This is a genomic window from Paenibacillus sp. OAS669, assembly GCF_014873645.1.
GTDB lineage: Bacteria > Bacillota > Bacilli > Paenibacillales > NBRC-103111 > Paenibacillus_S > Paenibacillus_S vulneris.
Genome location: NZ_JADBDR010000004.1, coordinates 279,255 through 305,014 on the forward strand (window position 1 = coordinate 279,255; position 25,760 = coordinate 305,014).

The following is a 25,760-nucleotide window of genomic DNA, read 5'->3' on the forward strand; positions in this document are numbered from 1 at the left end:
TAATATGGTCAAAGTGTAGCATTTCCCGATACTTTTCCCTTAATTCAGGCACTTTAGGCAAAAAAAAGCCGCGCCAATGGCGCGACTTCGTATTCAACCGGATTCAATTCTTTACTATTCTGCATCAAAACCAGCCGCTTATTCCTTAGTGACCAGCTTCAGCGGTGCTGGAATCGTCTTCTCTACCGTTTTGCCTTGCAGCACATCGAATGCGGCTTGTACCGACATTTGACCGATCAATTCGGGCTGTTGAGCAACGGTAGCAGTAAGCTTGCCTGCCTGGATCGACTTCAAAGCATCCTCATTGCCGTCGAACCCGATGACCGGAATGGATTTGCCGGAGCTTTGAATCGCTTCAATGGCCCCTAACGCCATTTCGTCATTGTGGGCAAATACGGCTTGCACATCCGGATTCGCTTGGAGCAGGTTTTCCATTACATTCAGGCCTTTAGTACGGTCAAAATCCGCCGTTTGCTTAGCGATAACCTTCAAGTCCTGATCCGCGATCTCGTGGAATCCCTTACCGCGCTCACGGGTAGCCGAAGCACCGGCAACACCTTCCAGCTCAATCACCTTAGCTCCTTTACCTAGCAGCTTTTCGATATATTCCGCCGCCATTTTACCGCCTTTAACGTTATCCGAAGCAACCAAAGCCTTTACATCGCCTTTATCCGAGGAACGGTCCAGTGTGATGACTGGGATGCCCAGACTGTTCGCAGATTGAACGACGGTCGAGATGGCAGCCGAGTCTGTCGGGTTAATCAACAGGACATTAACACCCTTTTGCATCAAATCGTCCACGTCGTTGCTTTGCTTGGCCGAATCGTTTTGCGCGTCGACGACAATCGTTTCGATGCCGTGCTTGTTGGCTTCAGCCACGACGCCGTCCTTTAGGGATACGAAGAACGGGTTATTCAAGGTCGATATGGAAAGACCGATCTTGATATGCTTCAAATCCCCGCCCGTTTGCGGCTTAGCCCAGCTCGGTGGTTCCAAGGAGCAGCCCGTGGTTAAAATAAGCAGAAGCATGGTGATGACAATCGTTAGCTTTTTCATAAATCAATCTCCCCTTATGCGGATTTCTTGCGGTCGATGAGGACGGCGATAAGAATAACAATCCCTTTGACAACCATCTGGTAGAAGGAGGATACGCCGAGCAGGTTAAGACCATTGTTCAGCGTACCGATAATCAGGGCACCAATCAGCGTACCTACGATACGACCGCGACCGCCGGAAAGACTAGTCCCCCCGAGGACGACCGCTGCGATTGCATCCAGCTCATAAGAGGTACCTGCCGTTGGCTGCGCCGAGTTCAGACGGGATGTCAGGATAGCCCCCGCCAATGCGGACAGCATTCCAGCTAAAGAATAAATCATAATTTTCACGCGGGGCACTTTAATACCGGAGACGATAGATGCTTTTTCATTACCGCCGATAGCATAAGTTTTCCGCCCGAAAGAGGTTTTGTTCAGAACAACCCACAGAATAACAAAAGCAATGATCATCGTAACGGCCGGTACCGGGATGCCCAGCATATACCCACGGCCAAACATCTGGAACGTTAAGCTGTCGCCTAATCCGGTAATCGGATTCCCGTTCGTGTATACCAGCGTCAAGCCTCTAAATATCGTCATCGTTGCCAGAGTAGCGATAAACGGAGCCATCTTCCCCTTGGTAATCATAAATCCGTTAACCATACCCATCACGCCGCCTAGCAAACAGCCGATAATAATGGCCAGAACCGGATCAAAGCCGGCAACCATCATGTTAGCGACAAATGCGCTCGATAGCGCCAATATAGAACCGACGGACAAGTCGATGCCCCCGGTCAAGATAACAAACGTCATGCCGAACGCGATCAGAGCATTAATGGACACCTGCCGCAGCAAATTTAATATGTTGAGCGGTTCCAAAAAGCTTGGATTAAGCACGGATACAATGATAATCAAGATGATTAAGCCGAGCAGAGGACCTAATTTTTGTGTAATTTGCGATACTTGCAAGCCTTTGGACGATGCTTCATTCTTCGTTGTCATATTACTGTCCCCCTGTCGCGAACATCATTATTTTTTCCTGTGTTGCTTCTTCTTTACTCAATTCCCCTGTGATGCGCCCTTCGTGGACAACAACAATGCGGTCACTCATGCCCAGCACTTCCGGGAGCTCGGAGGAGACCATAATGATCGCAACACCATGCCCTGTCAGCTCGTTCATCAGCTGATAAATTTCGCGCTTGGCGCCAACGTCCACGCCTCGGGTCGGCTCGTCCAGAATCAGGAGCTTAGGTCCGATCCCGATCCACTTGGCGATGACCACCTTCTGCTGGTTACCGCCGGACAGATTGCCTGCCGACGTTTCGGACGAATGGGTCTTGATTTGCAGACGCTTGATCAGGGCATCCACGAACGTTTTTTCCTTCTGCGCCGAGATCAGCCCTTTGGAAGTATAGCTGCTCAGACTTGGCAGCACCATATTGTCCCGTACCGAGAAATCCAGAATCAGCCCTTCATCCTTACGGTCCTCGGTAATGAACCCAATCCCCAGATTAACGGCGTCAACCGGCTTACGGATAACCGCTTTTTTGCCGAACAAGTAAAGCTCTCCGCTGTCGAGACGATCCAGACCAAATATTGCCCTCATAATCTCGGTGCGTCCGGAGCCCATAAGCCCGGAGAAGCCTACAATTTCACCGGCACGGATCTGGAAGTTTACATCCTCAAACCATCCCTTCCGGGTGGCATGCTTCACTTCAAGGACAACCTCGCCCGGATTTGGTGTTCTTGCAGGATAACGCTCGGTCAATTCACGGCCAACCATTTTCTTAACGACTTCGTCAAAATTCGTATCCGGAATGCTCTTCGTGTCTACGGTTCGTCCGTCCCTCATGACGGTAATCCGGTCGCAGATGGCGAATATTTCTTCCATTCGATGCGAAATATACACGATGGAGACGCCGTCTTTCTTCAACGACTCAATCACCTCGAACAGCTTCTGAATCTCTCTTTCCGTCAAGGCTGAGGTCGGTTCATCCATAATGATGACTTTGGTGTCTGTAAGCAGCGCTTTGGCAATTTCGATCATTTGCTGCTGTCCGACAGAGCATTGTCCGGCTTCAATATTCAACGGAATGTCTACGGAGAGCTTGCGGAACTGCTCGTTTGCGAGCGCCTTCATCTCGTTCCCCTTAAGAAAGCCCCAGCGGGACGATACTTCACGGCCGATGAACAGGTTCTCGAGAACCGTCATATCCGGCCATACGTTAAGCTCCTGATGAATAAATGCAATACCATTGCGTTCCGCTTCTTTAGGATTGGCATAATAGGTTTCCTTGCCGTCGATGACAATCGTTCCTTCATCTCTGGCGTGGACCCCGGTAAGAATGTTCATCAATGTGGACTTACCGGCACCGTTCTCGCCCATTAGCGCATGAACCTCGCCCTCGCGCAGTTCAAAATCGACACCGGACAGCACCTGATTGCTTCCAAAGGCTTTGTGGATCCCATTCATTCGAATGTGCATAAAGGCTCCTCCTTATGAACCAAAATAGACGCCTGCTTGTAAAATGATGTTCGCATACGGCTTGGCTTCGCCTGTACGAATGACCGCTTTAGCCTTCTTCGTCAGCTGCTTGAACTCTTCATGAGAGCATTGCTGAATCGAAATCCCGTTGAATTTATTTTGTATATAATGAAAGGCTGCCGGGTTGTCCGAGCCCATCTCCTCCGCAATGACCGCCTTCTCCACTTCCATGTCGGCGGCTATGGCGTTAACGGTTTCCTCAAAGCCTGGAGAGCCGTGAGTTAAGGCCAAATCGATTTTCTTGACCCCTTCGGGTATAGGAAGCCCGACATCCGCTATCACTATCGTATCGGTATGACCCAGATCGGCCAGAACCTTGGAGATATGACTATTCAATATCCCATGCTTTTTCATCTCAGATCTGCACCTCCACTTCCTGACGGCTCGGCATGCCGCCTTGTGCCCCGAACTTGGTCACGGATAAGGAAGCGGCACGATTGGCGAACCGAACGCTCTCATAGACGGGTTTCCCTTCCGCCAATGCAACCGCAAATGCTGCATTAAACGTATCCCCCGCACCCGTTGTGTCCACCGCTTCCACCTTATAAGAAGGAACCAGCACTTCCTGAGTACCGTCAAAATAACGGACTCCTCGGCTGCCCTCAGTTATAAACAGCTTGTTCGGATATTTGCGGAGCGCTTCGGAAACGGTCATATCTGCGAAGATCATTTTCGCTTCATGCTCATTAGGCGTTAGATAAGCCGCGTTCTCGATCACTTCTTTCTCCAAAGGCCGAGCGGGAGCCGGATTCAGCAAAAGCGGAATGCCCAGCTTTCGGCAAATTCTGCTGACATGAGTGACGGTTTCCTCCGGCATCTCCTGCTGAATCATCACCATATCCGCCTTATTAAAAGCATCCAGGGAACGATCAATGTAGTGTGGTGTAACCTCATTATTCGCAGCTTTTATGACAACAATACTATTATCGCCTTCCGCCAGAATGATATGAGCGGTACCGCTCCCACAATGTGTAACCGGTTCCACATAGTCGACAGAAACATGATTTCGTTTCAAATTGTTTACAATCTCTACGCCGAATGGGTCGTCCCCCACTCTTCCAATCATAGTAACATCGGCACCAAGACGCGCTGCGGCCACTGCCTGATTGGCGCCTTTCCCACCGGGAACGGTGCTGAAACTGTCCCCAAGAACCGTCTCTCCGGCTCCCGGGCGCTTCGCCGATGTTACAACAAGATCCATGGATGCGCTTCCTACCACGATAATTTTAACCATGCAGCTTCACACCTTTCTTGTCGTATCCCGCTCTGTGAATGTAACGGGCATCTGTATCGTTTTTTGGTCTGGATTTTGATTGTCGATCAATCGAATAAGTAACCCGGCAGCTGTACTTCCCATATCATAAGCCGGCTGGCGAATCGTCGTAAGCGACGGCGTCAGCAGACTGCTGAGCGGAATATCGTCAAATCCTATGATCTGTACGTCGTCCGGAACCTTCTTGCCCAACCGGAGAGCTTCGTGCAGAACCGCTGTAGCGACAATATCATTACTTGCGATGACCCCATCGGTATCGGGGAATTGCTCGAACAGCTCTTGAGCCCAGCTGCCCGCTTCGGTAAAAGAATAGGAAGAGGTTTGAACTACGTTATAGGCAATCCCTTGATCACGTAGCACGTCAATGGCGCCTTGATAACGATCCTGTGCCGGTCGGATATGCTTAGGTCCTTGAATAATCGTGATCTGACGGCTGCCGCGGGTCACGATCTCATGGGCTGCCATTCTTCCGCCCTCTCGTCCATCCGAATATACGGAAGGCCGGTTATCTGCCGTCCGGTCGAGAAACACGACGGGAATATCAAGCTTCCGGTATGTATCAGTGTCCGGATAGTTGGTAGAGGCGATAACCCCGACTACGTTATTTTGGATAAACGTTTGGATATATTCTTTTTCCTTGTTCGTGTTCTCGTCGCTGTTGCCAATGATAATGCGAAAATCATGCTTGTGCATCTCATCCTCCACTCCGCGGGCAAGCTCGGGAAAGAAAGGGTTGGTAATATCCGGCAGCAGCAGGCCGATTAGCCTGGATTTGCGTTTATATAAAGAACGAGCGACCTCATTAGGCGTGTAATTCAGCTCACGGATAGCAGCTTCTACCTTTTTGCGGGTATCTTCATGCACGTAGCCAATCTCGTTAAGCACCCGCGATACGGTTGCCACCGAAACGCCCGCATGCTTAGCCACTTCTTTAATGGTTGCCATCTCAGCTTCTCTCCTTAATGTGGAACCGGTTACACATATAAAATATCACAACCGTTCTTTTTTGGCAAGACGGAATCTTATCCCTGTTGTTCTTACGCCCTATTTGTACAGGCTGAAGAGGCAACCGAAGACTTAATCGATTGCCTGTAGTATGCTTCCATCCTGTAAGGATGTCTAGTTCCGCGGCAGCTCAATATAGAAAGTAAAATGTCCGTTTTGATGACCAAGACCTAACCGGCCGTCATGCAGCTCAATAATATTTTGGGCGATCGATAGACCGAGACCCGCCCCCTGGGCTGTATCGTTATCGTGACGGGATGACTCTACTTTATAAAACCGTTCAAATAACCTGCGCTCCTGCTCCTCAGTTAGCGGCTGCCCTACGTTTTCGACCGCGAGATAGATTTGATCCTCCCAGACCGAGAGCCTTACTGTAATTTCCCCGGGCTTATATGAGAATTTGAGTGCGTTGATCAGCAGATTATCGATTGCTCTTACTAGCATTTCAGCATCTACGTCACCATAGATCGGCATAGGCTCACGAACAACGTTGATGGACAACCCCTGCTCCTGGGCGATCGGTTCAAATTCATTCAGCATTTGCTCGAGCAAGCTGCTCAAGTCTACCGTCGACTTGATTAATTGAACACTTCCGCTGGTCAAGCGGGTATACTCGAACAAATCATCGATAAGCTTTTTCAGCTGCTGGGTTTTATTGAAGGCATTCGTAATATATCGTTTATGCTCTTCGATATTTTGATAATCATCATGCTTCAGCAGGTTTAGATAGCCTGCGATGCTTGTTAACGGTGTTCGCAAATCATGGGAAACATTCGTGATCAGCTCCATCTTCGACTTCTCGATCCGCCGTTCATTCTCCATCATGGACTGCAGCTGATCCGCCATATAATTAATATTGCTTGCCACAATGCCCAGTTCATCCTGTTTTCTTATAGGCACCCGATGGCTCAGATTGCCTTGTGCGATAGACATTAAGCATTCGCCCATGGATCTCAAATATCGAACGTCACGGCGCATAACCAAAAAGAAAAGGAACATGAAGAGCCCAAAGAACAGCAGCAGCGAGATCACTTGGTCCAGATAGCCCGGCTCGAATGAAATATAATTCCCGTAGACAAACGAGATCACGGTTGTGAGAAAGAAGCTGAGGAACGACCCGCCCACGATACGTACGCGAATGCTCTTATTCCAGTTCAGCAGGGAAAAGAAGTATTTAATCAACTTTATATCCTACCCCCCACACGGTTTTGATATATCGGGGCTCCCGAGGATTATCTTCGATCTTCTCGCGGATATTCCGGATATGCACCATGACCGTATTATCGGATAAAAATTTATCCTCCTTCCACACGTTCTGGTAGATTTTCTCTATACTGAACACATGGCCGCGATGACTTGCCATCAGCTCCAGGATCGAGAACTCGATAGGCGTCAAGGACACTTCCTTTCCGTTAACGGTGACTACGTGGCGTTTTCGATTTATTACGAGCTCGTCAATTTCCGTGATCTGCTCATCCGTATCGAGTCGTCCGCTTCCTCCTGCCTTGGCCAATGTCTGCCGCCGGAATTGCGCCTTCACCCTGGCGATCAGCTCCAAGGGATTGAACGGCTTGCTGATATAATCATCCGCTCCTGTTGTAAGCCCGGTAATTTTGTCCATATCCTCCCCTTTTGCAGAAAGCATGATGATAGGGGCATTGGTCTTCTCCCGCATTTTCATGCACGCCTGAATCCCATCCATGGTAGGCATCATGACATCCAAAATGATCAAATCAACAGGCTCCTTAAGCATGATTTTCAAAGCTTGAGCCCCGTCCTCCGCTTCCAATATTCTGTAGCCCTCATTGCGCAAATAGATACGAATAATATCTCTTATTTCCAAATCATCGTCCGTGACCAGAATCGTTTTGACCAATTCATCCGCCTCCTTGCAATATGCCTCTCCCCGGTATGGTATTATGTTTACATTACCATATTCTTACACCCCATGCTCAAAATATAGGTGTTCTCACAGTTTAGAAACTTATTTTTTTCGGCATACATAGACGAATGCGGGAGGCAGATTCATCGGTACAAATTGAATATGCTCGATCTCCAGCCGTTCGCTTAATTGCCGTTTCATCTGCTGGGAATATTGAAAGGCGATGAACAGCCCGCCCGTTCTAAGCGAGGCGATGATCTGATCCATGAGCTGGTCCCGAACCTGCTGTGGAAAGTTGAAAAAAGGAAGGCCGCTAAGAATACAATCCAGTTCATCTATCCCTTCGTTCTTCATAGCGGATTGAAGCCTGCTCGCATCGCTGTAGCAAGGATAATCGGGATATTGCCGCCGTAAACCGGAATGCAGCTGCGGGTCTTTTTCGAATAAAAGTATTTTCGCATCTTCGTGTATTTTCGAGCTCAGATGTTTTGTTATGGCGCCTGTCCCCGACCCCAGTTCAGCCAAATGCTTAACCTCATCCCAAGGAACGTGTTGAAGCATCGTTTGGGCCAAGTAGACGGAGCTCGGAGTTACACTCCCGATTTGCCCCGGGTACCGGGTGAATTTATATAAAAATAACAGCTTTTCTTGAACGGATTTCATCATGTTATAATCGCCACTCCCTTCGAATTTATCCTAAGAGTAACGGATAAATCTGCAGAACAAGCGAAGGAGTTTCTTAAGAATTTCTGAAGTTTAAGCAGATTTTTCCCCAAGGTACAAGGATAATTGCAAAGATTAAGAGAATGTATAGAGAACCTATATCCAAAATATAGTTTATTTGGAATCCCCCCATCAATAAATAGCAACATGATTGGAGAACGCTATGACTTTCCCTATTTGGATCAACCTTGGATTTATAAAGCTTCATCCCCATATCGTCTTTGAAGCATTGGCTTATTTTATTGGCTTTCGAGTGTACCTATTTACTCGCAGCAAGGACAAAATTCCGGCTGAACAGGGCATATGGGTCATCGTAGGAGCGATCTTAGGAGCAGCTATCGGCTCCAAGATACTGTATTGGCTGGAGGATCCTATTAAAACTATAGAAAATTGGAACAGCTACACCTATTTAATGGAAGGAAAGACGATTGTCGGAGGACTGTTAGGCGGATTGATTGGTGTGGAGTGGGTCAAGAAGCGTGTCGGTATTACTCGGTCAACGGGGGATGATATGGCACTGCCGATTATATTGGGAATGGCGATTGGACGCATCGGCTGCTTTATGACAGGGCTGGATGACCATACTTATGGCACTCCTACCTCATGGATCGTTGGCGTCGATTTTGGTGATGGCATCCCTCGTCACCCTACACAGCTCTATGAAATTGTTTTCTTATTGCTGCTTGGCGGCTTTCTGCTTACTTGGAAACACCGGAAGAGAATGCGCGAGATGTCAGCGTCATCTGCCTTCAGACCGATAACCGACGGAGCTATGTTTCAGCTGTTTATGACAGGATATTTAGCTTTTCGCTTGGTCATAGACTTCATCAAGCCGACGCCTCACCCTTTTATCGGGTTAAACAATATTCAATTAGCTTGTCTCGCAGGCTTGATCTATTACATCGTTTTATTGAGCAAATGGCTCGGCAAATCACACAGCATACCTAAGGAGGATTACCGTAATGTCAACCAAGAATAGACCCTATATTTTCTATGAGCTTACTAACAGCATTTGCTCCCAGTGCCTGCGAAAGGTGGAGGCCAAGGTTATTATTGAGGATGATCAAGTATTCCTGCTCAAATATTGCGGGAAGCATGGCCGTGAAAAAGTCTTAATCGCCAATGATGCAGCGTATTACAAGAAGTGCCGCGAGTTTCTAAAGCCCGCAGAAATGCCCCAGTATTGGAACACACCGATCCGGTATGGCTGTCCTTATGATTGCGGGCTATGCCCCGACCACGAGCAGCACAGTTGCTTGACCTTGATCGAGGTCACGGACCGATGCAATCTCCAGTGCCCCATCTGCTATGCCGAGTCTTCACCGCAGCGGGAAACGTGGCGCTCTCTTGATCAGATCGAAAAGATGCTCGATGCGATCGTCCGAAACGAGGGTGAACCGGATATTGTGCAAATAAGCGGTGGGGAGCCTACCATCCATCCGCAATTTTTTGACATCCTCGATCTTGCCAAAAGCAAGCCGATCAAGCACATTATGGTTAACACCAACGGCATTAAAATTGCCCAAGACCGCGAATTTGTAAAAAAATTGGCAGCCTATATGCCAGGATTTGAAATTTACTTGCAGTTTGACAGCTTTCAGGAAGAAGCATTACGGGAGCTTCGCGGCGCGGATTTGCGGGATATTCGCCGCCGGGCCCTGGAGCATCTGAACGAATTCAACATTTCGACTACATTAGTCGTCACCCTAAAAAAAGGGTTGAATGACCATGAAATCGGGGACATCATTCAGTTTGGCTTGAAGCAGTCGGCCGTACGCGGAGTTACCTTCCAGCCTATCCAGGCCGCAGGACGCTTGGAGGCTTACGATCCGGCGAAGGACCGCCTGACGCTCAGCGAGGTAAGGCAGCGTATTATCGAGCAATCCGGTGTGTTTCGTGCGGAGGATATGATCCCTGTCCCATGCCATCCCGATTGCCTGGCGATGGGTTACGCCCTGAAGCTCGGCGATGAAGTACTGCCGCTTACAGGTCTGATGGACCCGCAAATTTTGTTAGAAGGCGGTCGCAACACTATCGTTTTTGAACAGGATCAAACGCTCAAGTCAAAAATTTTCGAGCTATTCTCGACAGCCCATTCTCCTGCCTCGTCAGCACTTTCGCTTAAAAATTTGTTGTGCTGTCTGCCCATGGTAGCCGTTCCGGAGAATATCAGCTACGATAACGTATTTCGCGTCATTATTATGCAGTTCCTGGATCCCTACAATTTTGATGTTCGTTCCGTCAAAAAATCTTGCGTCCATATCGTGCACCCCGATGGAAGAATCATCCCGTTTGACACATACAATATGTTTTATCGGGGAGATCAGGAGCAGAAGCTGGCTGAGCTCCGTGCTGAATTTGACTTACAGGCAGGAGGTGTCATTCATGACTGAAGACGGAAACAAGGAGCCGAATCATCTTCCATCAGAAGAAGACACGTTATCCAATGATCAGGGACCTAGCGAACAGAGACCTCCTACCCAGCCGCCACCGCAGAACCACACCTTGCAAGTGCTGAAGGGAATAGGATTGCTGCTGCTGCTTCATCTGTTACTGTTTCTTGTCCCCGTTGCAATTTTCTTTATAAGTGTCGCTCAGCTTGTATACCTGATTCCGGCGCTTATTCTTTTACGTAAAAATAAAGGCATCTTTCAAGGCCTGCTGATCGGCGCAGGAATTACGTTTCTGCTTAATGCCGCCTGTTTCGGTCTTCTGCTTGGCGGCAATATTAGATTATAGCGAAGCTGAATAGACTGCAAACACAATGCGAGGGTGTCCCGAAGCCATGAATATGGTTTTGAGCACCCTCTTTTTCAAGACTATACAACTTCACTTCTGGGACGAGCTCTTCATAATCGACTTCCAATCTACTTCCGTTTCTCCTGCTCGATCGCTTTGTTGGCCTCTTCTTCGGCTGACCGTAATGCCGTATTAAGATCGATTTTGCCGAGCGAGAGGTCGACTTGCGGCTTCGTGTAGGCCTTTTCTACGGCACCGTCATATTTGCTTTTGGGAGATATCGGCGCCAGCTGATTGAAGAAGATCGCTTTCAAATTTTTGTCTTTGAACTCCGCACTTTGACCAAGCGCATCCTGCACGGTCTTGCTCTTCAGAACCGGCAAAGCCGCTTTCTTCGCCGCCAGCGTCTGGTATTCTTCGGAGACCAAATATTTCAGCACCTCCATGGCTGCATCTTTATTAACGGTTTGATTGGTAATACTCATGAAGGTTGGATAAGCTTGGGAGCCTATCCCTGGAAGCTCTTTGAAGGTCGGCATTGAGACGATATCCCAATCCAGCGCGGCCATCTCCTTGGACAGAATGGATTGCAAATCCGACAAGTAGACGAACATAGCCAGATTCTGATCCTTGAGAAAGTCATCCTTATACGGCAGCTTGTTATTCAGTGCGACAATCCGGTCTTTGTAGCCTTGATCCTGAGCGGGGATCGTATAGTATGCCTCGTACATCCTTTTCCACATATCGCTATTGATGGTAGCCTGCTCCGTTTTCGGATCGACGTAAGGCTGTGAAAACTGGTTCAACCGAAGCACATGCGTCGGGGACACCACGAGACCGATATATTGCTTGCCTCCGTCATTGCGTGTCATCTTACGTGCAAGATCATGCATTTCGTCCCATGTCATGCCATCCTTAGGAGACGGAATTCCAAATTTTTGAAATAATGTCTTGTTATAATAAGTCACCATAATGTTGTTAAAGACAGGTAATCCGTACAGCTTCCCGTCCGATATCATTTTCGCCGCATCAATCAGTGTCGGTTCAAAGCTGCTCAGGTCCACGTTGTGCTTCTTGGCCAGGTCAGTCATATCGAATTGAAGTCCGATTTGGGTAAATTCGGGGAACACACCGATAGAGCCGTAATAAAAATCAATTCGTTTGCCCGCCGTGACCAGCTGCTGCAATCTATTATTCGTGTCAACAGGAATGTAGGTAATATCGTAGTTCGGGAATTTTTTGCGGAGCGCATCGCCGAACCTTGCATCGAAGGCCTCCGTCGTATCCCCGCCTCCGGAATAAAAGAACAGCTCCGTTCGTTCCCCGCCGGGTGGTGAAGCGTCATTAGTCTGGGATGCACTAGGCTGACCCTTACTGCACGCGCTTAAGCCCGCTGCGGCTAACACACAAATGGACATGAATACAATACGATACCGCTTCATAGGAGTTCCTCCTCAAAGAACTGAATGTGCCTTCACTTCTTCTTCGCGCTTTCGATCCCCTTGTTGGCCTCTTCCTCTGCTGTTCGGAGAAGGGTATTCAGATCGATCTTCCCAAGGGAGAGATCGACGATCGACTTGGTGTAAGCCTTTTCTGCAATGCTATCGTAAGGGGTTTTGCTCATAATACTTGGAAAACGATCATAAAAAACCGCTTTATAATTTTTGCCCTGATACCTGCTTTCCCCATACAGGTCCTTGAATTGTTGCCCGTTCAAAACGGACATGACACCTTTTTTGGCGTTATCCTTCTGAACCTCATCCGAGGTCAAATATTGAATAATTTGAAACGCTTCCTCCTTGTGCTTGCTGAAGTTCGGAATGGCAAAGTAGGTCGGGTAGCTCTGGGTGCCAACCCCTGGAAAATCCTTGAATGTCGGTGTCGCGACCATATCCCAGTTGACATTGGCAAATTCCGGTATGAGGGTCGGAAGGTTGGACAGCATTTCAAACATGGCTACGGTCCCGTCCTTAACGAAGTTATCCGTATAAGGCAATTTGTTTCCTATGGCCTGGATCGCATTCCGGTAGCCCGAATCGGACGTCGGCTCGTCAAAGACCGTTTGAAACAGCTGCTTCCATCGCTCATCCTTGTTGATGGTTGCAGTCCCGGTTGCCCGATCCACCAAGGGGAGGGAGAACGGATTCATCTTGATAATATGTGCCGGTGATACGGCTAGGCCGAAATACTGCTTACCGCCATCCTCCTTGTTCAGCTTGCGGGCAAGCGTCAACACTTCGTCCCACGTCATCCCGTCCGTCGGATAGGGAACCGCAAATTTATCGAAAATATCCTTGTTATAATAGAGCACCATGCTGTTCGTATAGACAGGCAGTCCCCATATTTGGCCGCCCGCATTTTCTTTCATCGCTTCTATGGCTGTCGGTTCGAATCGGCTTACGTCCAGGTTATATTTCTTGACCAGGTCGCTCATATCGTATTGCAGGCCAATCTCCGGAACACTGGAGAAAAAACCGCCTATCGATTCGTAATAAATGTCGATGTTTTGCCCGGCTACAATCTGGTTTTGAATCTTGAGCGCGTCATTGCCCCGGGGATTGATGAAACGGATCTTGTAATTAGGAAATTTTTTGCGGATGGCGTTTCCGAAATTTTCATTCCAGGATTCTTCCGAGTCTCCTGGCGCCGAATAGACCGTGATTTCAACCTGCTCGCTCTGGACCGGAGGCGCCGGCTTCGAATCCCCCTCTACCGGCTGGACTGCCTGCTGCTGACTGCAGCCGGCAATGAACGAAATGATGGCCGCCGCACCTGCGATGGTTCGCAATGCTTTTGATTTCATGGACACCGACACTCCTCTAATTGAGCAAGATTATCTTCGATTAGCTCAAGCAGCGGCTGCAAGCCGCCGTACAACCGCTGGCCCGAACCTAAGCGAAATCCCTGATTCATCACCGAATGAACATGCTTTGCCCGTTTTCCGGATCCTATTTGTTCAAAGAGCGCACCTGTGTTATCCAGATTCAACGAGCCGTTCCATCTATCATTAGCTGCCGTAGGGGCATGGAATGGTTCCCATACCGTTTACTCTTCAGGTTGCGAGACGGGCTCTCACGGCCAGATACGGCCTTCCCGGCAATTCGACACGGCTTATCCCGCTATATAGTCCTTCAAGTGTCTGAATTTCCATGCTCCATGTATCGATAATGTCAATTTGGAAGGAGGCATCCTCCGGCAGCGGCAGCTCGCGGTATGCGGGACGGTGATTACCATAATATTGCAGATAGCAGACACCCGCTACGCCGATCGTAGGCACATCCCGGAACGCTTCCAGCGGCGCTGCTTCAACCGGCAATTCGTTAAATATCCTTTGGAGAAATGCGATTCGCGGCACACTTTCGCCATGCAGCCGCCCCCCCTTGGACCACCAGATAATGTCTTCCGGATGCAGGAAGGTCTCGCCATGACCGACATAACCGCCTCGAGCAAAGCCTTCCCAGAACCGTGCCGTCATGTCTTCCCCCGTAATGTTGCCCCATCGCTGCGGCAAATTGCCCTCATAGCAGCACTCATCCACCACTACAGGCTTCCTATATCTGCTTCTCCACGCCGTGACCGGTGAGAGCTCCCAATACTGCATGCTGACATGTGTTACCCATGGCTTAGTATGATCGTACAAAACAAGCTGAGACGGATCGTACATCTTGGTTCCGTTATGTATCGAACGCAGGTGCCCGTAAGGGTCCTTCTCTTGTATAAACTGGAAGAAGCAGTCCCAATCGTCCATGGTTTTGTTGGACATAAAATCAAACTCATTCGCCAATGACCACCAAACGTTGCGGAAAGCGGCCAATCGGTTGATCACGTAACGCAGATATAGCAAATCCGTATCGCGATCCATCCTGTCGAATCCCCAATGACCTTTATCGTAAGGATGGAATAAGATCAAATCCGCTTCGATCCCTAATTGCTGCAGCTCAACCAACCGCTTTTCGAGACGGTGAAAATACTCCGGATTGAAGCGAGTCCATTGAAAGCCCTCCTCTCGCGAGCCTTCAAAAGGAAACCGCTCCGGTTCATTCGTATTAAAGCTGTACCGTTTGGGGAACAAGCACATCCTGATCTTGTTAAACGGCGAATCGGCCAAGCTTTGCAGGGTTTGCTCCTGAAGCATATCGCTCTGATGGGTCCAAGCATAGCATGTCGTACCAATCGGCCGGTAGATGCTGCCGTCTTCATAGCCAAAACGGTCGGCATCCTTGACTCGAACCGGCCCATGGTTATCCGCCGATGGAGCTGTGCAAAGGAAATGCCCTGCTGCACCATCCAGCTCCGAGCAGCCGCTCTTCACGGTAAAGCTCCATTCCCCCTCCGCGTCGGGCATGAAGCGGACTTTGTATACCCCGTTCCCATCATAAAATCCTTCAACAGTTACGGTGCGGGCCGTTGTCGTATGCTGAAATAGGGCTTGAAGCTGCACATCGACAAATGGATTGCCAACATCAGGTCCGGATAAGGAAAGCTCAAACACTCCCCAGCGTTCGCTCGTTTGCAATTGGTTTTCTGAAACCATAGATCTGTTCCCCCTTAAATGAATGAAGACTTATGCTTCTCCTGTTCATTTCATCGTTGTAAGCGATTGCAAAATTACCGATAATGCTCTATTATCGTACTTATGGCCTAGAAATTTACGTAACCAGCAGGCTGTCCATACCAAAATAACTAAATATATTTAGTTATTTATTGACGGCAACCTCCCGATTTAGAAGTTCTTATTACCCATCGAATCTTGGGGTTCAACCGCCAGCCCCTCCAACGCGCTTCTGGAGCTAAAAAGTTAAGACTTAACAGTAACTTTATCCAAATGATATCATCACACCTAAACCGGGTCAACTATTTTTAGTAAAATTATTTATATCAAAATCAAAATTTGTATAAACATATTCACCTCCATTCGGTAGCCGGCTATGATTCCCGCTCTAACAAACCGCAGGCGCACATATTGAATAATGATAGTAATCATTGTAAACTAATTCTAAACAAGTTTAGAAAAAGTGAAAAGACGTTCACAGAAGGAGCGACTGTATTTCGTGAAGATTAAGATGGAAGATATAGCCAAAATGGCGAATGTTTCAAAATCAGCTGTCTCGCTGGCCTTAAGCGGGAAGCCCGGAATAAGCGAGGAAACCCGCTCCAAAATATTAAGAATCGTGAAGGAAAGCGGATACCTGCCCCGTCCGATGATCAAGGCGGATCGCGTTTACGGCTTAACGAAAACACTCCGGTTCGTGGCTTGCACCAATTCCGGTATTGTTCTCGAGGAATATTATAAACAGCCTTTTTTTATGGAGCTGATTCATCACATTGAAGAGCAATGCCGTTCTCGCGGCTACTCCCTATTCTTCTCCTCCGTTCCTACCGATCAGTTCGAGGAAGTGATAGAGACGATGGAAACGGAGCATGAATCCAACGGACTTATCCTGCTGGGGACCAACCTGACTTCCGATCAGATACGGACTATAGCCAAAAAGCAGCCCAATCTGGTTGTCCTGGACACCTGCTATGAAACGCTAAGCGTGAATTATATTGTTATGAATAACGTGATGGGCGCCTACCAAGCCGCGAGCCATCTCATAGAATTGGGTCATCGGACTATCGGGTATGTCGAGTCGAATTCGCGCATGTATAATTTCGATTCGCGCAAACGCGGATTTTTCCAGGCATTAGAGGAAGAACGCATCAAGTGGAATGATCGGTATCTTTTTACCGTATCCCCGACCGTTGTGAGCTCTCAGGAAGAGTTCAAACAGCAGCTGGCCAAGCTTAAGGGAGAGCTGCCGACCGCTCTTTTCTGCGAGTGCGATTATATTGCCATCAGTGTCATCAAGTCCTTGGTTGAGCTAGGAATCCGCGTTCCGGACGATATATCGGTCATCGGCTTTGATAATATCCGGGAATCGACCGTCATTACACCGGAGCTTACGACCGTGCATGTTGAAAAAGGGAAATTGGCCGAGCTCGCCGTCACCAAGCTGATCGATATGATCGAGTACGGCGACAATATTAAAATCAAGTCATTCATAGACACCCAATTGATCATACGAAGCTCCTGCAGGGAACTTCATTGATTAGGTATACGCTGTGTAACGGAAAGTAAATAAGAAAACCGACCCTTCTGTTGAGAAGGGGCGGTTTTTGCATTGGGTGGAAACTTTAGATCGAACTCGGAATCGAAAATTTCATTTCCATATTATAACAATATCTGTAGGATATCGTCCTGAATTTCGGCCGTATAGCGCGAGTCCTCCTGCCTCCCCTTCAACATTGCCAGCAGGTACGGAGAACCTTAAGAGGAAGCTGCCTTTATCGAGGATACGGGCAACGAGCCTGCTTGGGATCCGCACCCGATGAAGATAACCGTAAGATCCGGCTTCTTCGAGCTTGCGGTCATTCGACTGATAGTGCCACGATAAGACTCCTCGGCTGTCCGCAGGATCATCCTCCAAATAGCAGTTACGAATCAACTCCCCATCAATGGAAACCTCGATGGAGGAAGGCGACTTATGCTCATCGGTCATAAAATAGGAGTTGATATTCATACCCGGATCCATCTTCGCGCCGTGCATATAAGAAATATCCTGCGGTTTCGCATGGACCAGCTCTTTATCCTTACCGAGAACCGCTTTGGCTCCGGCCTCAAAAACCACCTCAAGATCCGTTACGGCAGAAGGGTTGACGCTCTCGGGCAGTACAATCTTATATTCAAAAAAGCCCGCTCCGCCGCCATTCACTTTATGCCCGGACAACGCCTTCCACTCGTAATCCCACTGAGCAGCTGAATAGGAAGCTGGACGAATGCTCAACCAATTCCCTTCGATGACATACGCCCCTTGCGCTTCTCCGCTCTGTACGTCAAATGTAACAAAATTACGCGTGATGGCATTCCCATCCTTGGTTTGAAGCGTGACAGCAAGAATAGCTACCGCATCGGCCTCAGGCATAGCCAGCTGCAGCCTCGTTAACTGCCTTACCCCGTAACCGTTCCATTCAACCACCTCTTCCCCTGCACCGGCTATCACTTTCTCTTCAAAATTATGAAAGATCAGCTCCCATTTCAAATGCAGAGACTCTCCCTGGTATCGTCGTGAGTAACTGGAAGCGAGAAGCGGCACTTCCACTGCTTCTCCTAGTCTTACCGTACGGCTTGGGGGAGCATCAATGACGATAAAATCAGGCGAATGCAAATCGCGCAAGCTCATCCCTGGGCAGAACGATTCATAGCCAAAGTCCTTTTCTTGGCGATCCATTCGGTAATAGCCGTTAAATTCGTTGATAACGTCATGAAACTCTGTAAAAATAAATCCGCATAATTTATCATGGCGTCGAAACTCGTTAATCATATAACGGTAATGCCAGGCTAGATCACTGTCGCCCGCACTGCCTTCTATTCCCCATACGGCCCCGCATTCGCTATTCATGAGCGGGGCGTCGCTCTGCACATTTCCGCCGATATAATTGAACGAAGACCCCGGAAAGGTCTTATCGACGACATCCTGAACATGATTGCGGACAGTTTCATATCCGTTAAGATAGAAATGCCAGGTGTTCAGATCTGTCTCTACATGATCATAATTGCATGGAGAATTATCTTCGACAAGTCGCGTCGGATCCTCCGTCTTTGCCCATTGATATACGGAACGGACCCATTCCTGCGTCTCCGGAAGATACTTCCTTTCCCCTGTCTCCTGTTTTGTAAACAGCCCCCAGGTTTCGTTGAATAATACCCAGGATATAATCGACGGATGGTTGAAATCACGTTCGATAATCTCGCGTGCCTCCCTCTCGTACGCCGCTCTCGCCCTTTCATCCGGTTCCCCCCAGAAGCAGGGCATATCCTCCATAACCAGCACGCCCAGTTTATCGGCCCAATACAGCTTCAGCGGCTCCTCCGGTTTGATATGAATGCGCACGAAATTCAGGCCCAGCCGCTTCAATCTCCATATTTCATCACGAATGTAATCTTCACTAGGGAAGGTGAAGAATCCGTCCGGGATGAAGGATTGATCCAACGTTCCATTCAGGAACACAGGCTCGCCATTCAATGTGATCCAGCGATATTCCCTCCCGTCGAACTTGGCTGTTCCTATCTCACGAATGCCGAAATAAGTGGAAATACGATCCTCTCCGATTTCCGGCAGGTCATGCTCGAGGGTCAGCTCTCCTTCATACAAATAGGGGGAATCCGGACTCCACAGCTTTGGTGCGTCAACCTGGAAAGAAGTGCGGAACGTGTTACTGCCTTCCGTAAGCTCCAACCGCAGAACATGATTCACCGCTCCATTGCCAAAGTCAAATCGCAGCTTCGCGTGACCTGCCAGGCGGGCTTGAACGGTCCCGTCTACTTCAACAGTCCCGTCTGTATGCGTCGTGAAGCGAGCCGCAGCAATATAATTATGCGGACGGGATTCCAGCCAGACCGTCTGCCATATTCCCCGAAGCTCGCCATAGCCTTGCTTGCCCCGAGTCTGGTAAGCCTCGTCTTCGTCTTGAACCCGAAGTATTATCCGATTATCCCCATCAGGCTTCCAGGCATCGGTAATGTCGAATTCAAAGGCGCCGTAGCCTCCCTTATGGGCTCCAATCTCAATCTGATTGACCCATAGCTGACAATGGTAATCAACGGCTCCGAAGCGGAGAAACACGCGCCCTTCCTTTTGCCGAGGCTTCCATCGGGCCGTTGTGCCATACCAAGCGATGCCCTTCACATCTTCTCCGATGCCTGAGAGAGGACTTACCCAGGAGAAGGGGACTTGAATCTTCCTTGTAAATACAGGGCCATCAGCCAAATACCACGCTTCCATCAAGCCCTGATCCTCGGTATCGAACATAAAATCCCAGCTGCCGTTCAAATTAAGCCAATCGTCACGCTGCCAGTCCGGTCTTGGATATTCCGGTCTCGCGATTGGATTTCGTACATTTTGTTCGGTTTCTAGAAAGGTCACAGCCTATCCCTGCTTTCTCTTTAAAATGGCGGTTCATCTCCGGCATATTGAAGAAACCATTAACAGCTGCTTCGCACGACCAGCGTCGTTTCGAATATTTCCTGATAGCATTCAAGCTCCGCCTCTCCTTTAATTTTTTTCATCATAATCTCGACAGCTCTAAAGGCCATGCGATCCTTGGAGATATGAATCGTCGTTAAAGGAAATGGGTAATACAGCTGAGATTGAATATTATCATAGCCTACAACCTTCATTTGTTCAGGGACCCGGATTCCTGCTTCTTGAAGGGCGTAGATAGCTTCCCATGCCACAACATCGCTGAATGCAAAAATACCCGTAAACTCAAACCGGTTTGCCAAGATTTGCTTCATCAAAGCATACGTGTTACCATGTGTGATTTCGTGTTGAATCACCAGTCCAGAATTATATCCGATTCCGTAAGCCTTCAGCGCCTTTCGGTATCCCTCCTCCCGCTCCCTCGCACAGGACATATGGCCAGGTCCATTTAACAATAAGATCCGCCTCGCCCCCGCTTGAATCAAATGCTCTGTAGCAAGATAGCCGCCATTGATATCATCGGTAATCAGGAAGTCCGTGTCCTCGTGATCAATATGTCTGCCGACCAGCACATAGGGAATTTTTGCTTGCCTCAGCAGTTCGATGCTTCTAGCAGACTCTTGAACCGGGAACAGGATGATTCCGTCGACGCCTTTATTCATAGCGATGCCGATGGCTTGCTCCTCCAGCTCCTGCTCCTCTCCACTATTGAGCACGAAGACAGCGTAATTGTTTTTTCTGGCGGCTATCTCGATAAATCTAGTCATGATGGCAAAGAATGGATTGGCGACATCACTGAGAATGACGGCAATCGTCCTTGTCAATCCGGACCTCAGTCCGCTGGCGAGCCCATTCGGGATATACCCGAGCTCCCTTGCTGTCGCAAGGATAATCTGCCTGGTTTCTTTGGCAATATCCTCTTTGTTCTGTAACGCTCGAGAAACCGTATTAATGCTGAAGCCTGTTCTCAAGGCAATGTCCTTCAGTCGAATTTTCATAGCGCAATATCAGCCTTTGATTCCCGAAAGTGTGATGCCTTTGACAATATATTTTTGAAAAATAATAAACACGATAATGATGGGAATAGAAGCATAGGCGTTAATCGTCATTGGCAGCGTCTCATCCTGCGTATAAGAGCTGTTGAAGAACGGAATACCGACGGGTAGTGTCATCAGCTCTTCCGAGGTTATGGAGAGGAACGGCCATAAAAAATCATTCCACGAACCAAGGAAGGAGAAAATCATCAATGACGCCAGCACAGGCTTCGACAAAGGGAGAAACATGTTCCACCAGATCCGAAACATGCTGCATCCGTCAATTTTGGCCGCATCTACCAGCTCATCAGGAATTCCGTCAAAAAACTGCTTCATCACAAGCACCCCTAAAGGACCTGCCAAGGATGGCAGAATGAGTGCAAAATACGTATCCAAGAGGTTCAGACCATTGGTTACGATATACAAGGAGATGATCGTCGCTTCACCGGGAATCATCATGCCGCCAAGAATAATCCAAAAAGCAGCCTTTCTGTAGCTGAAGTCAATCCGGGAAAGTGCGAATGCGGCCAGCGATCCGAGTGTTAAGCTTGCAACCGGTATGATGCAGGATACGATCACACTGTTCATCGTCCATTTCAGTACAGGCGCATTTTCAAAAATGTAAACGTAGTTTTCGATGGAGAACGGCGGTGAAAATCTTTGGCTTATATCGGCAACCAGGCTGCCTTGCGGCTTAAAGGATGTCACGATCATCCAAATCACCGGAAATGCGATAGCGATAGCCAAGGCATAGCCGACTGCATACAACGCCACTTTACCAACGGTTAATCTTCGGCTTCCCGCATACTCGTTCATTTGGTTTTCTCCTTAATCTTTTTTTCCGCTGAAAAATTTGAATTGCAAAAACGAAAGCGTTATTAAAATCAGGAAGAAAATAAACGACATCGCTGTTGCCCGCCCCAGATCATTGGCTGAAAAACCTGTCTCGTAAATATATTGGATAATCGTTCGGGTCTGGTTTCCGGGTCCTCCACGGGTTACGAGCCATACCTGGCCGAATATTTTGAACGAGGCAATAACCTGCAATACGGTTATAAGAATGAAAATTCCTTTCATCGCTGGCAATGTAATAAATCTGAGCTTCTGCCAAGCGCCTGCCCCGTCGATTGTGGCAGCTTCGTAATGCTCTGCCGGAATATCCTGCAAGCCGGCCAAGTAAATCATCATGTTAAACCCTTCGGTCCACCATAATGTGATCATGACGATGGAAATCCAGGCTAGACCCGGCTCACTCAGCCAGAAGAGCTCCTTTTCTACCCCGATGGTGTGCAGAATATTGTTCAGCAGCCCGTTATACGGCTTTAGCACGAAGATCCACACACTGCTCACTACGGAGACCGACAGGATGTTAGGAGTAAAAAAGACCGTTCTGAGCAGTGTTCTTCCTTTCATTTTCTGGTCGATGATCAAAGCGAGGAGGAAGGGAACAAGAACCAGCACCGGCGTGGAAATGAGAACAAATAAAGTGGTATGCCAAAGTGACAGCCAAAAGTCAACATCCTTAACAGCGTAGATATAATTTTCCAAACCTACAAAGCTTACCTTACCTACCAGCGTCCATTTATGAAAGCTGACCCATAATCCATAGAATATGGGCACCAGGGAAAACGTGATAAAAAAAACGAAATACGGTGCTATGAAGGCTGAACCCAGCCATTCGTTATATTTGTTGAGCTTGCGTCTGGTTTTTGCTTTTCTGGTGGACTTGGGATCGGCTGTTGTCATTGCCCCATTCATCTTACTCCCTCCCATAGCAGATTGGGGTCAGGGGTTACGGGTAACCCCGCAGTGATGTGTACACCCTTTAAGGCTGGGACAAAATTTTCTCAACGCTTTGCACAGCTTTCTCCAGTCCTTTATCCACCGGTTCTTTTCCAGCCCATATCGCATCCAGCGCTTGAACCAGCTGGTCTTTTGCCGGCCACATTTTTGGAGAATTAGGTAAATAGACGCCGTCGGAGGCTGCTTTGAGATAATCGGAACGAAGCGGCATACTCTTGAATTCTTGTGATTGTACTGCCGCGTTTGATGCCGGAATATGCCCGGCCTTAGCCCACATGGCACCGTGATCCGCAATCCATTTGGCGAAGGTCATCGCCGCTTCGATCTTTTTGGGGTCTTTATTTTTCTTCTGAACAGGAATGACCAAGGTATGAGAATCAATCCATGTAGCCGATTTATTGAAAAATTGAGGTAATGGAATGGCACCAAATTCAAGCCCTTGTGTAGCTTCTAACGTACTCGTGAACCAGACACCGGAAGGCATCAGCGCCGCTTTCCCTGCCTGGAACGACTTGCCGATATCTTGGAAGTTCTTCGGCACAAGACCGCTGTTGAAGAAATTTAGCGTGTACTCAGCCGCCTTCTTGCCCTGCTCGTTGTTGAATACCGCTTTTTTCCCCGACGCATCCAATAATCCGGGCCCATTCAGCTGATTGTAGAACGCCCACCACATCCGGTACGGATCCTCTCCGCTGGATGACAGCAGCATAGGATAAACGCCCTGAGGTGCATTTTGCTTCACTTTGCTGAGGAGGCCCGTGAATCCGTCTGCGCCTGGCTCCATTTTGGGTTTTCCATCATCACTCAGCAGGTTCATATCCTTCAATATTTTTTTGTTGTAATACAATATGAACGGATGTGCGTCCAAAGGCAGTGCATAGTGTTTGCCATCAAACACGGTCGCATTCAAAATATTCTGGTTATATCCGCTCCAATCCACTGAGCCTGCTTTGGCATAATCGTCCATGGGTTCAATGATTCCTAGCGTAACAAGCTCCGATAATTTGGAAGTATGCGAAATGCCGATATCCGGTGCAACCCCGCCCGCAACAGCGGTCTGCAGCTTCGTATAGTATTGTCCCCAATCCTGGGTTAACGCCTTTACTTCGATTTTATCCTTGTTCTCCTCGTTAAATTTCTTAACCATTTCGTTCATGTTTTCACCGTCACCGCCGGCAAACAAGTTCCAGTAGGTGAGTGTTACCTTCCCGTTTTTAGCGGAAGGGCCGTCTGTAGAACCGCTGTCATTGCTATTCTTGGTGCTATCGGAACATGCGTTTAGTAAAAGCGATGAAAGAAGGATAATGCTCATAGGCAACGTTACCATTTTGAAACGATTCATGTTAACTCCTCCTATTCGATTCGTTATCCATTCAAGCTTACATTCATGCAACACCATAAGAAACCACTGAGATGTATGCGCTTTCAACGTGACATTTTTCTGAGCGCCTCTTTTTGAAAAAGCCCCTCCTCTCGTTATTGTTTAACCGGACCGTCGATTAGGTACCATGAACGTTCATGTTAACGTTCCCGGTATCGTTAATTCAACATTAACCAAGGACTTCCAAAGTGTCAACAGTATTTTCTCGATTTTTCGTTTGTTACAAAACATCCGTAATAAATGCTTGTACCAAATCAGGTTTTCTATCCGGAACCTGGCTAATTCGACAAAAAAAGCCCATCGATCCCACCAAAAGTGGCTCTCCGGGCCTTTACTATCAGGTATAAATGATTCTCATTACGATATCCTGATCATGATCTCCTAACTCTTTGCCAAATAAATTAATGCCCCCCATATGCTCTGCATGAGGCATATTGCCTACGCGAAACCGAATGGCTTGATGGTTCCCTAATTGAATATCCCGCAAGTTAATCTCCGATATTTTCACATCATCAAGGTAACTGCCCGTTGCGTCCACCTTCCAGGTTTTCAATAATCCATACTGGGTATGCTGGTCGGGAAACCACGCTGGATTTAGCCTGCCCCTACGATCTCCAAAATCTCCCGGACAGGTCCATGTCCCAATTTCAACTCCATTGATCCAAGCAGTTATATCCGAAGGCCAATTATGATCGTATCTCGGCGCCTCAGAGCACAGCTCCATAGAGAATTGAATGGACTGAACTTTGGCATTCGGCACGGTCAATGTTGGAAAACGGTATTCAACGAAGCCGCGACGGAACCAAATCATCTGCGCTGACATCCGGTTGGGATGAAAAAAGATCGAAGGCTCGTCATCGGGCTTGCATACGCCGTTCTGATTAATCATTCCGCAAGTAGGGTGAATGTCACAATCCGTATAAAAGCCTACCGGCATATCGATCTGGTAGCAGTTCGGATTATTGTATCCGACATTCACATTAAGATTCATATGAATATCATCGAAGGTTCTGGCACAAACCTTCATTGTTCCTCTCGATGCCCGCCGAATTTCCGTCACAATAATCCCCGCATCCTCCATCACTTTTACATTGGAAGCAACGGTTGATACTGGCAAATTTAATTTGTCCGCAATATCGACAATGTTTTCATTTTGATTGCTTAACAGCTTTAAAATATTGATGCGAATCTCTGAAGACAAAGCGTGTGCAACCTTTATCAACCGATCGGGCTCATCTATCGTTAACTCTAGCATGCACTTCCCCTACTTTCTTGTTATTTTACAAAAAATAACTGAAGTCTGCCGCTTTTAGTATGAGTA

At 48.1% G+C, this 25,760-nt stretch carries 22 protein-coding genes; 4 read left to right on the forward strand and 18 right to left on the reverse strand.

Annotation, left to right across the window (positions count from 1 at the left end; translation table 11 throughout):
* Positions 1 to 138: 138 nt before the first annotated feature.
* The 9 genes from rbsB to GGC63_RS11745 form a co-directional block, all read right to left on the reverse strand.
* Positions 139 to 1,056: a ribose ABC transporter substrate-binding protein RbsB gene (gene rbsB, locus GGC63_RS11705; RefSeq protein ID WP_192702480.1), complete on the reverse strand. Its 918-nt coding sequence runs from the start codon at positions 1,054 to 1,056 to the stop codon at positions 139 to 141.
* Between the two features lie 14 nt (positions 1,057 to 1,070).
* Complete coding sequence (gene rbsC / locus GGC63_RS11710) at positions 1,071 to 2,036, reverse strand: ribose ABC transporter permease RbsC (protein ID WP_079911730.1); 966 nt, start codon at positions 2,034 to 2,036, stop codon at positions 1,071 to 1,073.
* 1 nt (position 2,037) lies between these two features.
* Positions 2,038 to 3,519, reverse strand: coding sequence for a sugar ABC transporter ATP-binding protein (locus GGC63_RS11715; protein WP_192702481.1), 1,482 nt, complete (start codon positions 3,517 to 3,519; stop codon positions 2,038 to 2,040).
* A 12-nt stretch (positions 3,520 to 3,531) separates the two neighbouring features.
* Positions 3,532 to 3,933, reverse strand: coding sequence for a D-ribose pyranase (rbsD, locus tag GGC63_RS11720; protein ID WP_079911733.1), 402 nt, complete (start codon positions 3,931 to 3,933; stop codon positions 3,532 to 3,534).
* 1 nt (position 3,934) lies between these two features.
* On the reverse strand, positions 3,935 to 4,813 hold the full coding sequence (rbsK, locus tag GGC63_RS11725; RefSeq protein ID WP_192702482.1) for a ribokinase: 879 nt from the start codon (positions 4,811 to 4,813) through the stop codon (positions 3,935 to 3,937).
* A gap of 6 nt (positions 4,814 to 4,819) precedes the next feature.
* Positions 4,820 to 5,797 (reverse strand): LacI family DNA-binding transcriptional regulator, encoded by a 978-nt coding sequence (locus GGC63_RS11730; protein ID WP_192702483.1) that lies wholly within the window; start codon positions 5,795 to 5,797, stop codon positions 4,820 to 4,822.
* A 174-nt stretch (positions 5,798 to 5,971) separates the two neighbouring features.
* On the reverse strand, positions 5,972 to 7,039 hold the full coding sequence (locus tag GGC63_RS11735; RefSeq protein WP_192702484.1) for a sensor histidine kinase: 1,068 nt from the start codon (positions 7,037 to 7,039) through the stop codon (positions 5,972 to 5,974).
* Positions 7,032 to 7,733, reverse strand: coding sequence for a response regulator transcription factor (locus GGC63_RS11740; protein WP_192702485.1), 702 nt, complete (start codon positions 7,731 to 7,733; stop codon positions 7,032 to 7,034). Before GGC63_RS11740 ends, GGC63_RS11735 begins: the two co-directional genes overlap by 8 nt.
* 108 nt (positions 7,734 to 7,841) lie before the next feature.
* On the reverse strand, positions 7,842 to 8,402 hold the full coding sequence (locus GGC63_RS11745; RefSeq protein WP_192702624.1) for a class I SAM-dependent methyltransferase: 561 nt from the start codon (positions 8,400 to 8,402) through the stop codon (positions 7,842 to 7,844).
* A 223-nt stretch (positions 8,403 to 8,625) separates the two neighbouring features.
* Between GGC63_RS11745 and GGC63_RS11750 the strand changes: the two genes are divergently transcribed.
* The 3 genes from GGC63_RS11750 to GGC63_RS11760 are packed head-to-tail and all read left to right on the forward strand — an operon-like array spanning position 8,626 to position 11,201.
* Entirely contained in the window at positions 8,626 to 9,441 is an 816-nt protein-coding gene (locus tag GGC63_RS11750) for a prolipoprotein diacylglyceryl transferase (protein ID WP_192702486.1), read from the forward strand.
* Positions 9,425 to 10,855: a radical SAM protein gene (locus GGC63_RS11755; RefSeq protein ID WP_192702487.1), complete on the forward strand. Its 1,431-nt coding sequence runs from the start codon at positions 9,425 to 9,427 to the stop codon at positions 10,853 to 10,855. The genes GGC63_RS11750 and GGC63_RS11755 overlap by 17 nt, the downstream gene beginning before the upstream one ends.
* Entirely contained in the window at positions 10,848 to 11,201 is a 354-nt protein-coding gene (locus tag GGC63_RS11760; RefSeq protein ID WP_192702488.1) for a hypothetical protein, read from the forward strand. The genes GGC63_RS11755 and GGC63_RS11760 overlap by 8 nt, the downstream gene beginning before the upstream one ends.
* 128 nt (positions 11,202 to 11,329) lie before the next feature.
* Here the strand turns inward: GGC63_RS11760 and GGC63_RS11765 are convergent, their stop codons facing one another.
* The 3 genes from GGC63_RS11765 to GGC63_RS11775 form a co-directional block, all read right to left on the reverse strand.
* Complete coding sequence (locus tag GGC63_RS11765; protein ID WP_192702489.1) at positions 11,330 to 12,643, reverse strand: ABC transporter substrate-binding protein; 1,314 nt, start codon at positions 12,641 to 12,643, stop codon at positions 11,330 to 11,332.
* A 32-nt stretch (positions 12,644 to 12,675) separates the two neighbouring features.
* The gene (locus GGC63_RS11770; protein ID WP_192702490.1) at positions 12,676 to 14,004 is read right to left on the reverse strand and encodes an ABC transporter substrate-binding protein; all 1,329 of its coding nucleotides are present in this window, start codon (positions 14,002 to 14,004) and stop codon (positions 12,676 to 12,678) included.
* A 249-nt stretch (positions 14,005 to 14,253) separates the two neighbouring features.
* The gene (locus GGC63_RS11775) at positions 14,254 to 15,735 is read right to left on the reverse strand and encodes a DUF5060 domain-containing protein (RefSeq protein WP_192702491.1); all 1,482 of its coding nucleotides are present in this window, start codon (positions 15,733 to 15,735) and stop codon (positions 14,254 to 14,256) included.
* Positions 15,736 to 16,252: 517 nt separating this feature from the next.
* Here GGC63_RS11775 and GGC63_RS11780 point away from each other — a divergent pair.
* Entirely contained in the window at positions 16,253 to 17,290 is a 1,038-nt protein-coding gene (locus tag GGC63_RS11780; protein WP_318781033.1) for a LacI family DNA-binding transcriptional regulator, read from the forward strand.
* A gap of 111 nt (positions 17,291 to 17,401) precedes the next feature.
* Here the strand turns inward: GGC63_RS11780 and GGC63_RS11785 are convergent, their stop codons facing one another.
* From GGC63_RS11785 to GGC63_RS11810, 6 genes are all read right to left on the reverse strand, one after another.
* Positions 17,402 to 20,164: a glycoside hydrolase family 2 protein gene (locus GGC63_RS11785; protein WP_318781034.1), complete on the reverse strand. Its 2,763-nt coding sequence runs from the start codon at positions 20,162 to 20,164 to the stop codon at positions 17,402 to 17,404.
* 59 nt (positions 20,165 to 20,223) lie between these two features.
* On the reverse strand, positions 20,224 to 21,219 hold the full coding sequence (locus GGC63_RS11790; RefSeq protein WP_192702492.1) for a LacI family DNA-binding transcriptional regulator: 996 nt from the start codon (positions 21,217 to 21,219) through the stop codon (positions 20,224 to 20,226).
* 9 nt (positions 21,220 to 21,228) lie between these two features.
* Positions 21,229 to 22,071, reverse strand: coding sequence for a carbohydrate ABC transporter permease (locus tag GGC63_RS11795; protein ID WP_192702493.1), 843 nt, complete (start codon positions 22,069 to 22,071; stop codon positions 21,229 to 21,231).
* A gap of 12 nt (positions 22,072 to 22,083) precedes the next feature.
* Positions 22,084 to 23,013 carry a carbohydrate ABC transporter permease gene (locus tag GGC63_RS11800; protein ID WP_225948133.1) on the reverse strand — a complete coding sequence of 310 codons (930 nt, stop codon included), beginning with the start codon at positions 23,011 to 23,013 and terminating at the stop codon, positions 22,084 to 22,086.
* A 67-nt stretch (positions 23,014 to 23,080) separates the two neighbouring features.
* The gene (locus GGC63_RS11805) at positions 23,081 to 24,400 is read right to left on the reverse strand and encodes an ABC transporter substrate-binding protein (protein WP_192702494.1); all 1,320 of its coding nucleotides are present in this window, start codon (positions 24,398 to 24,400) and stop codon (positions 23,081 to 23,083) included.
* A 376-nt stretch (positions 24,401 to 24,776) separates the two neighbouring features.
* A complete protein-coding gene (locus GGC63_RS11810) occupies positions 24,777 to 25,694 on the reverse strand; it encodes an ArsR/SmtB family transcription factor (protein WP_192702495.1) in 918 nt (305 codons plus the stop codon).
* Between the last annotated feature and the right edge of the window lie 66 nt (positions 25,695 to 25,760).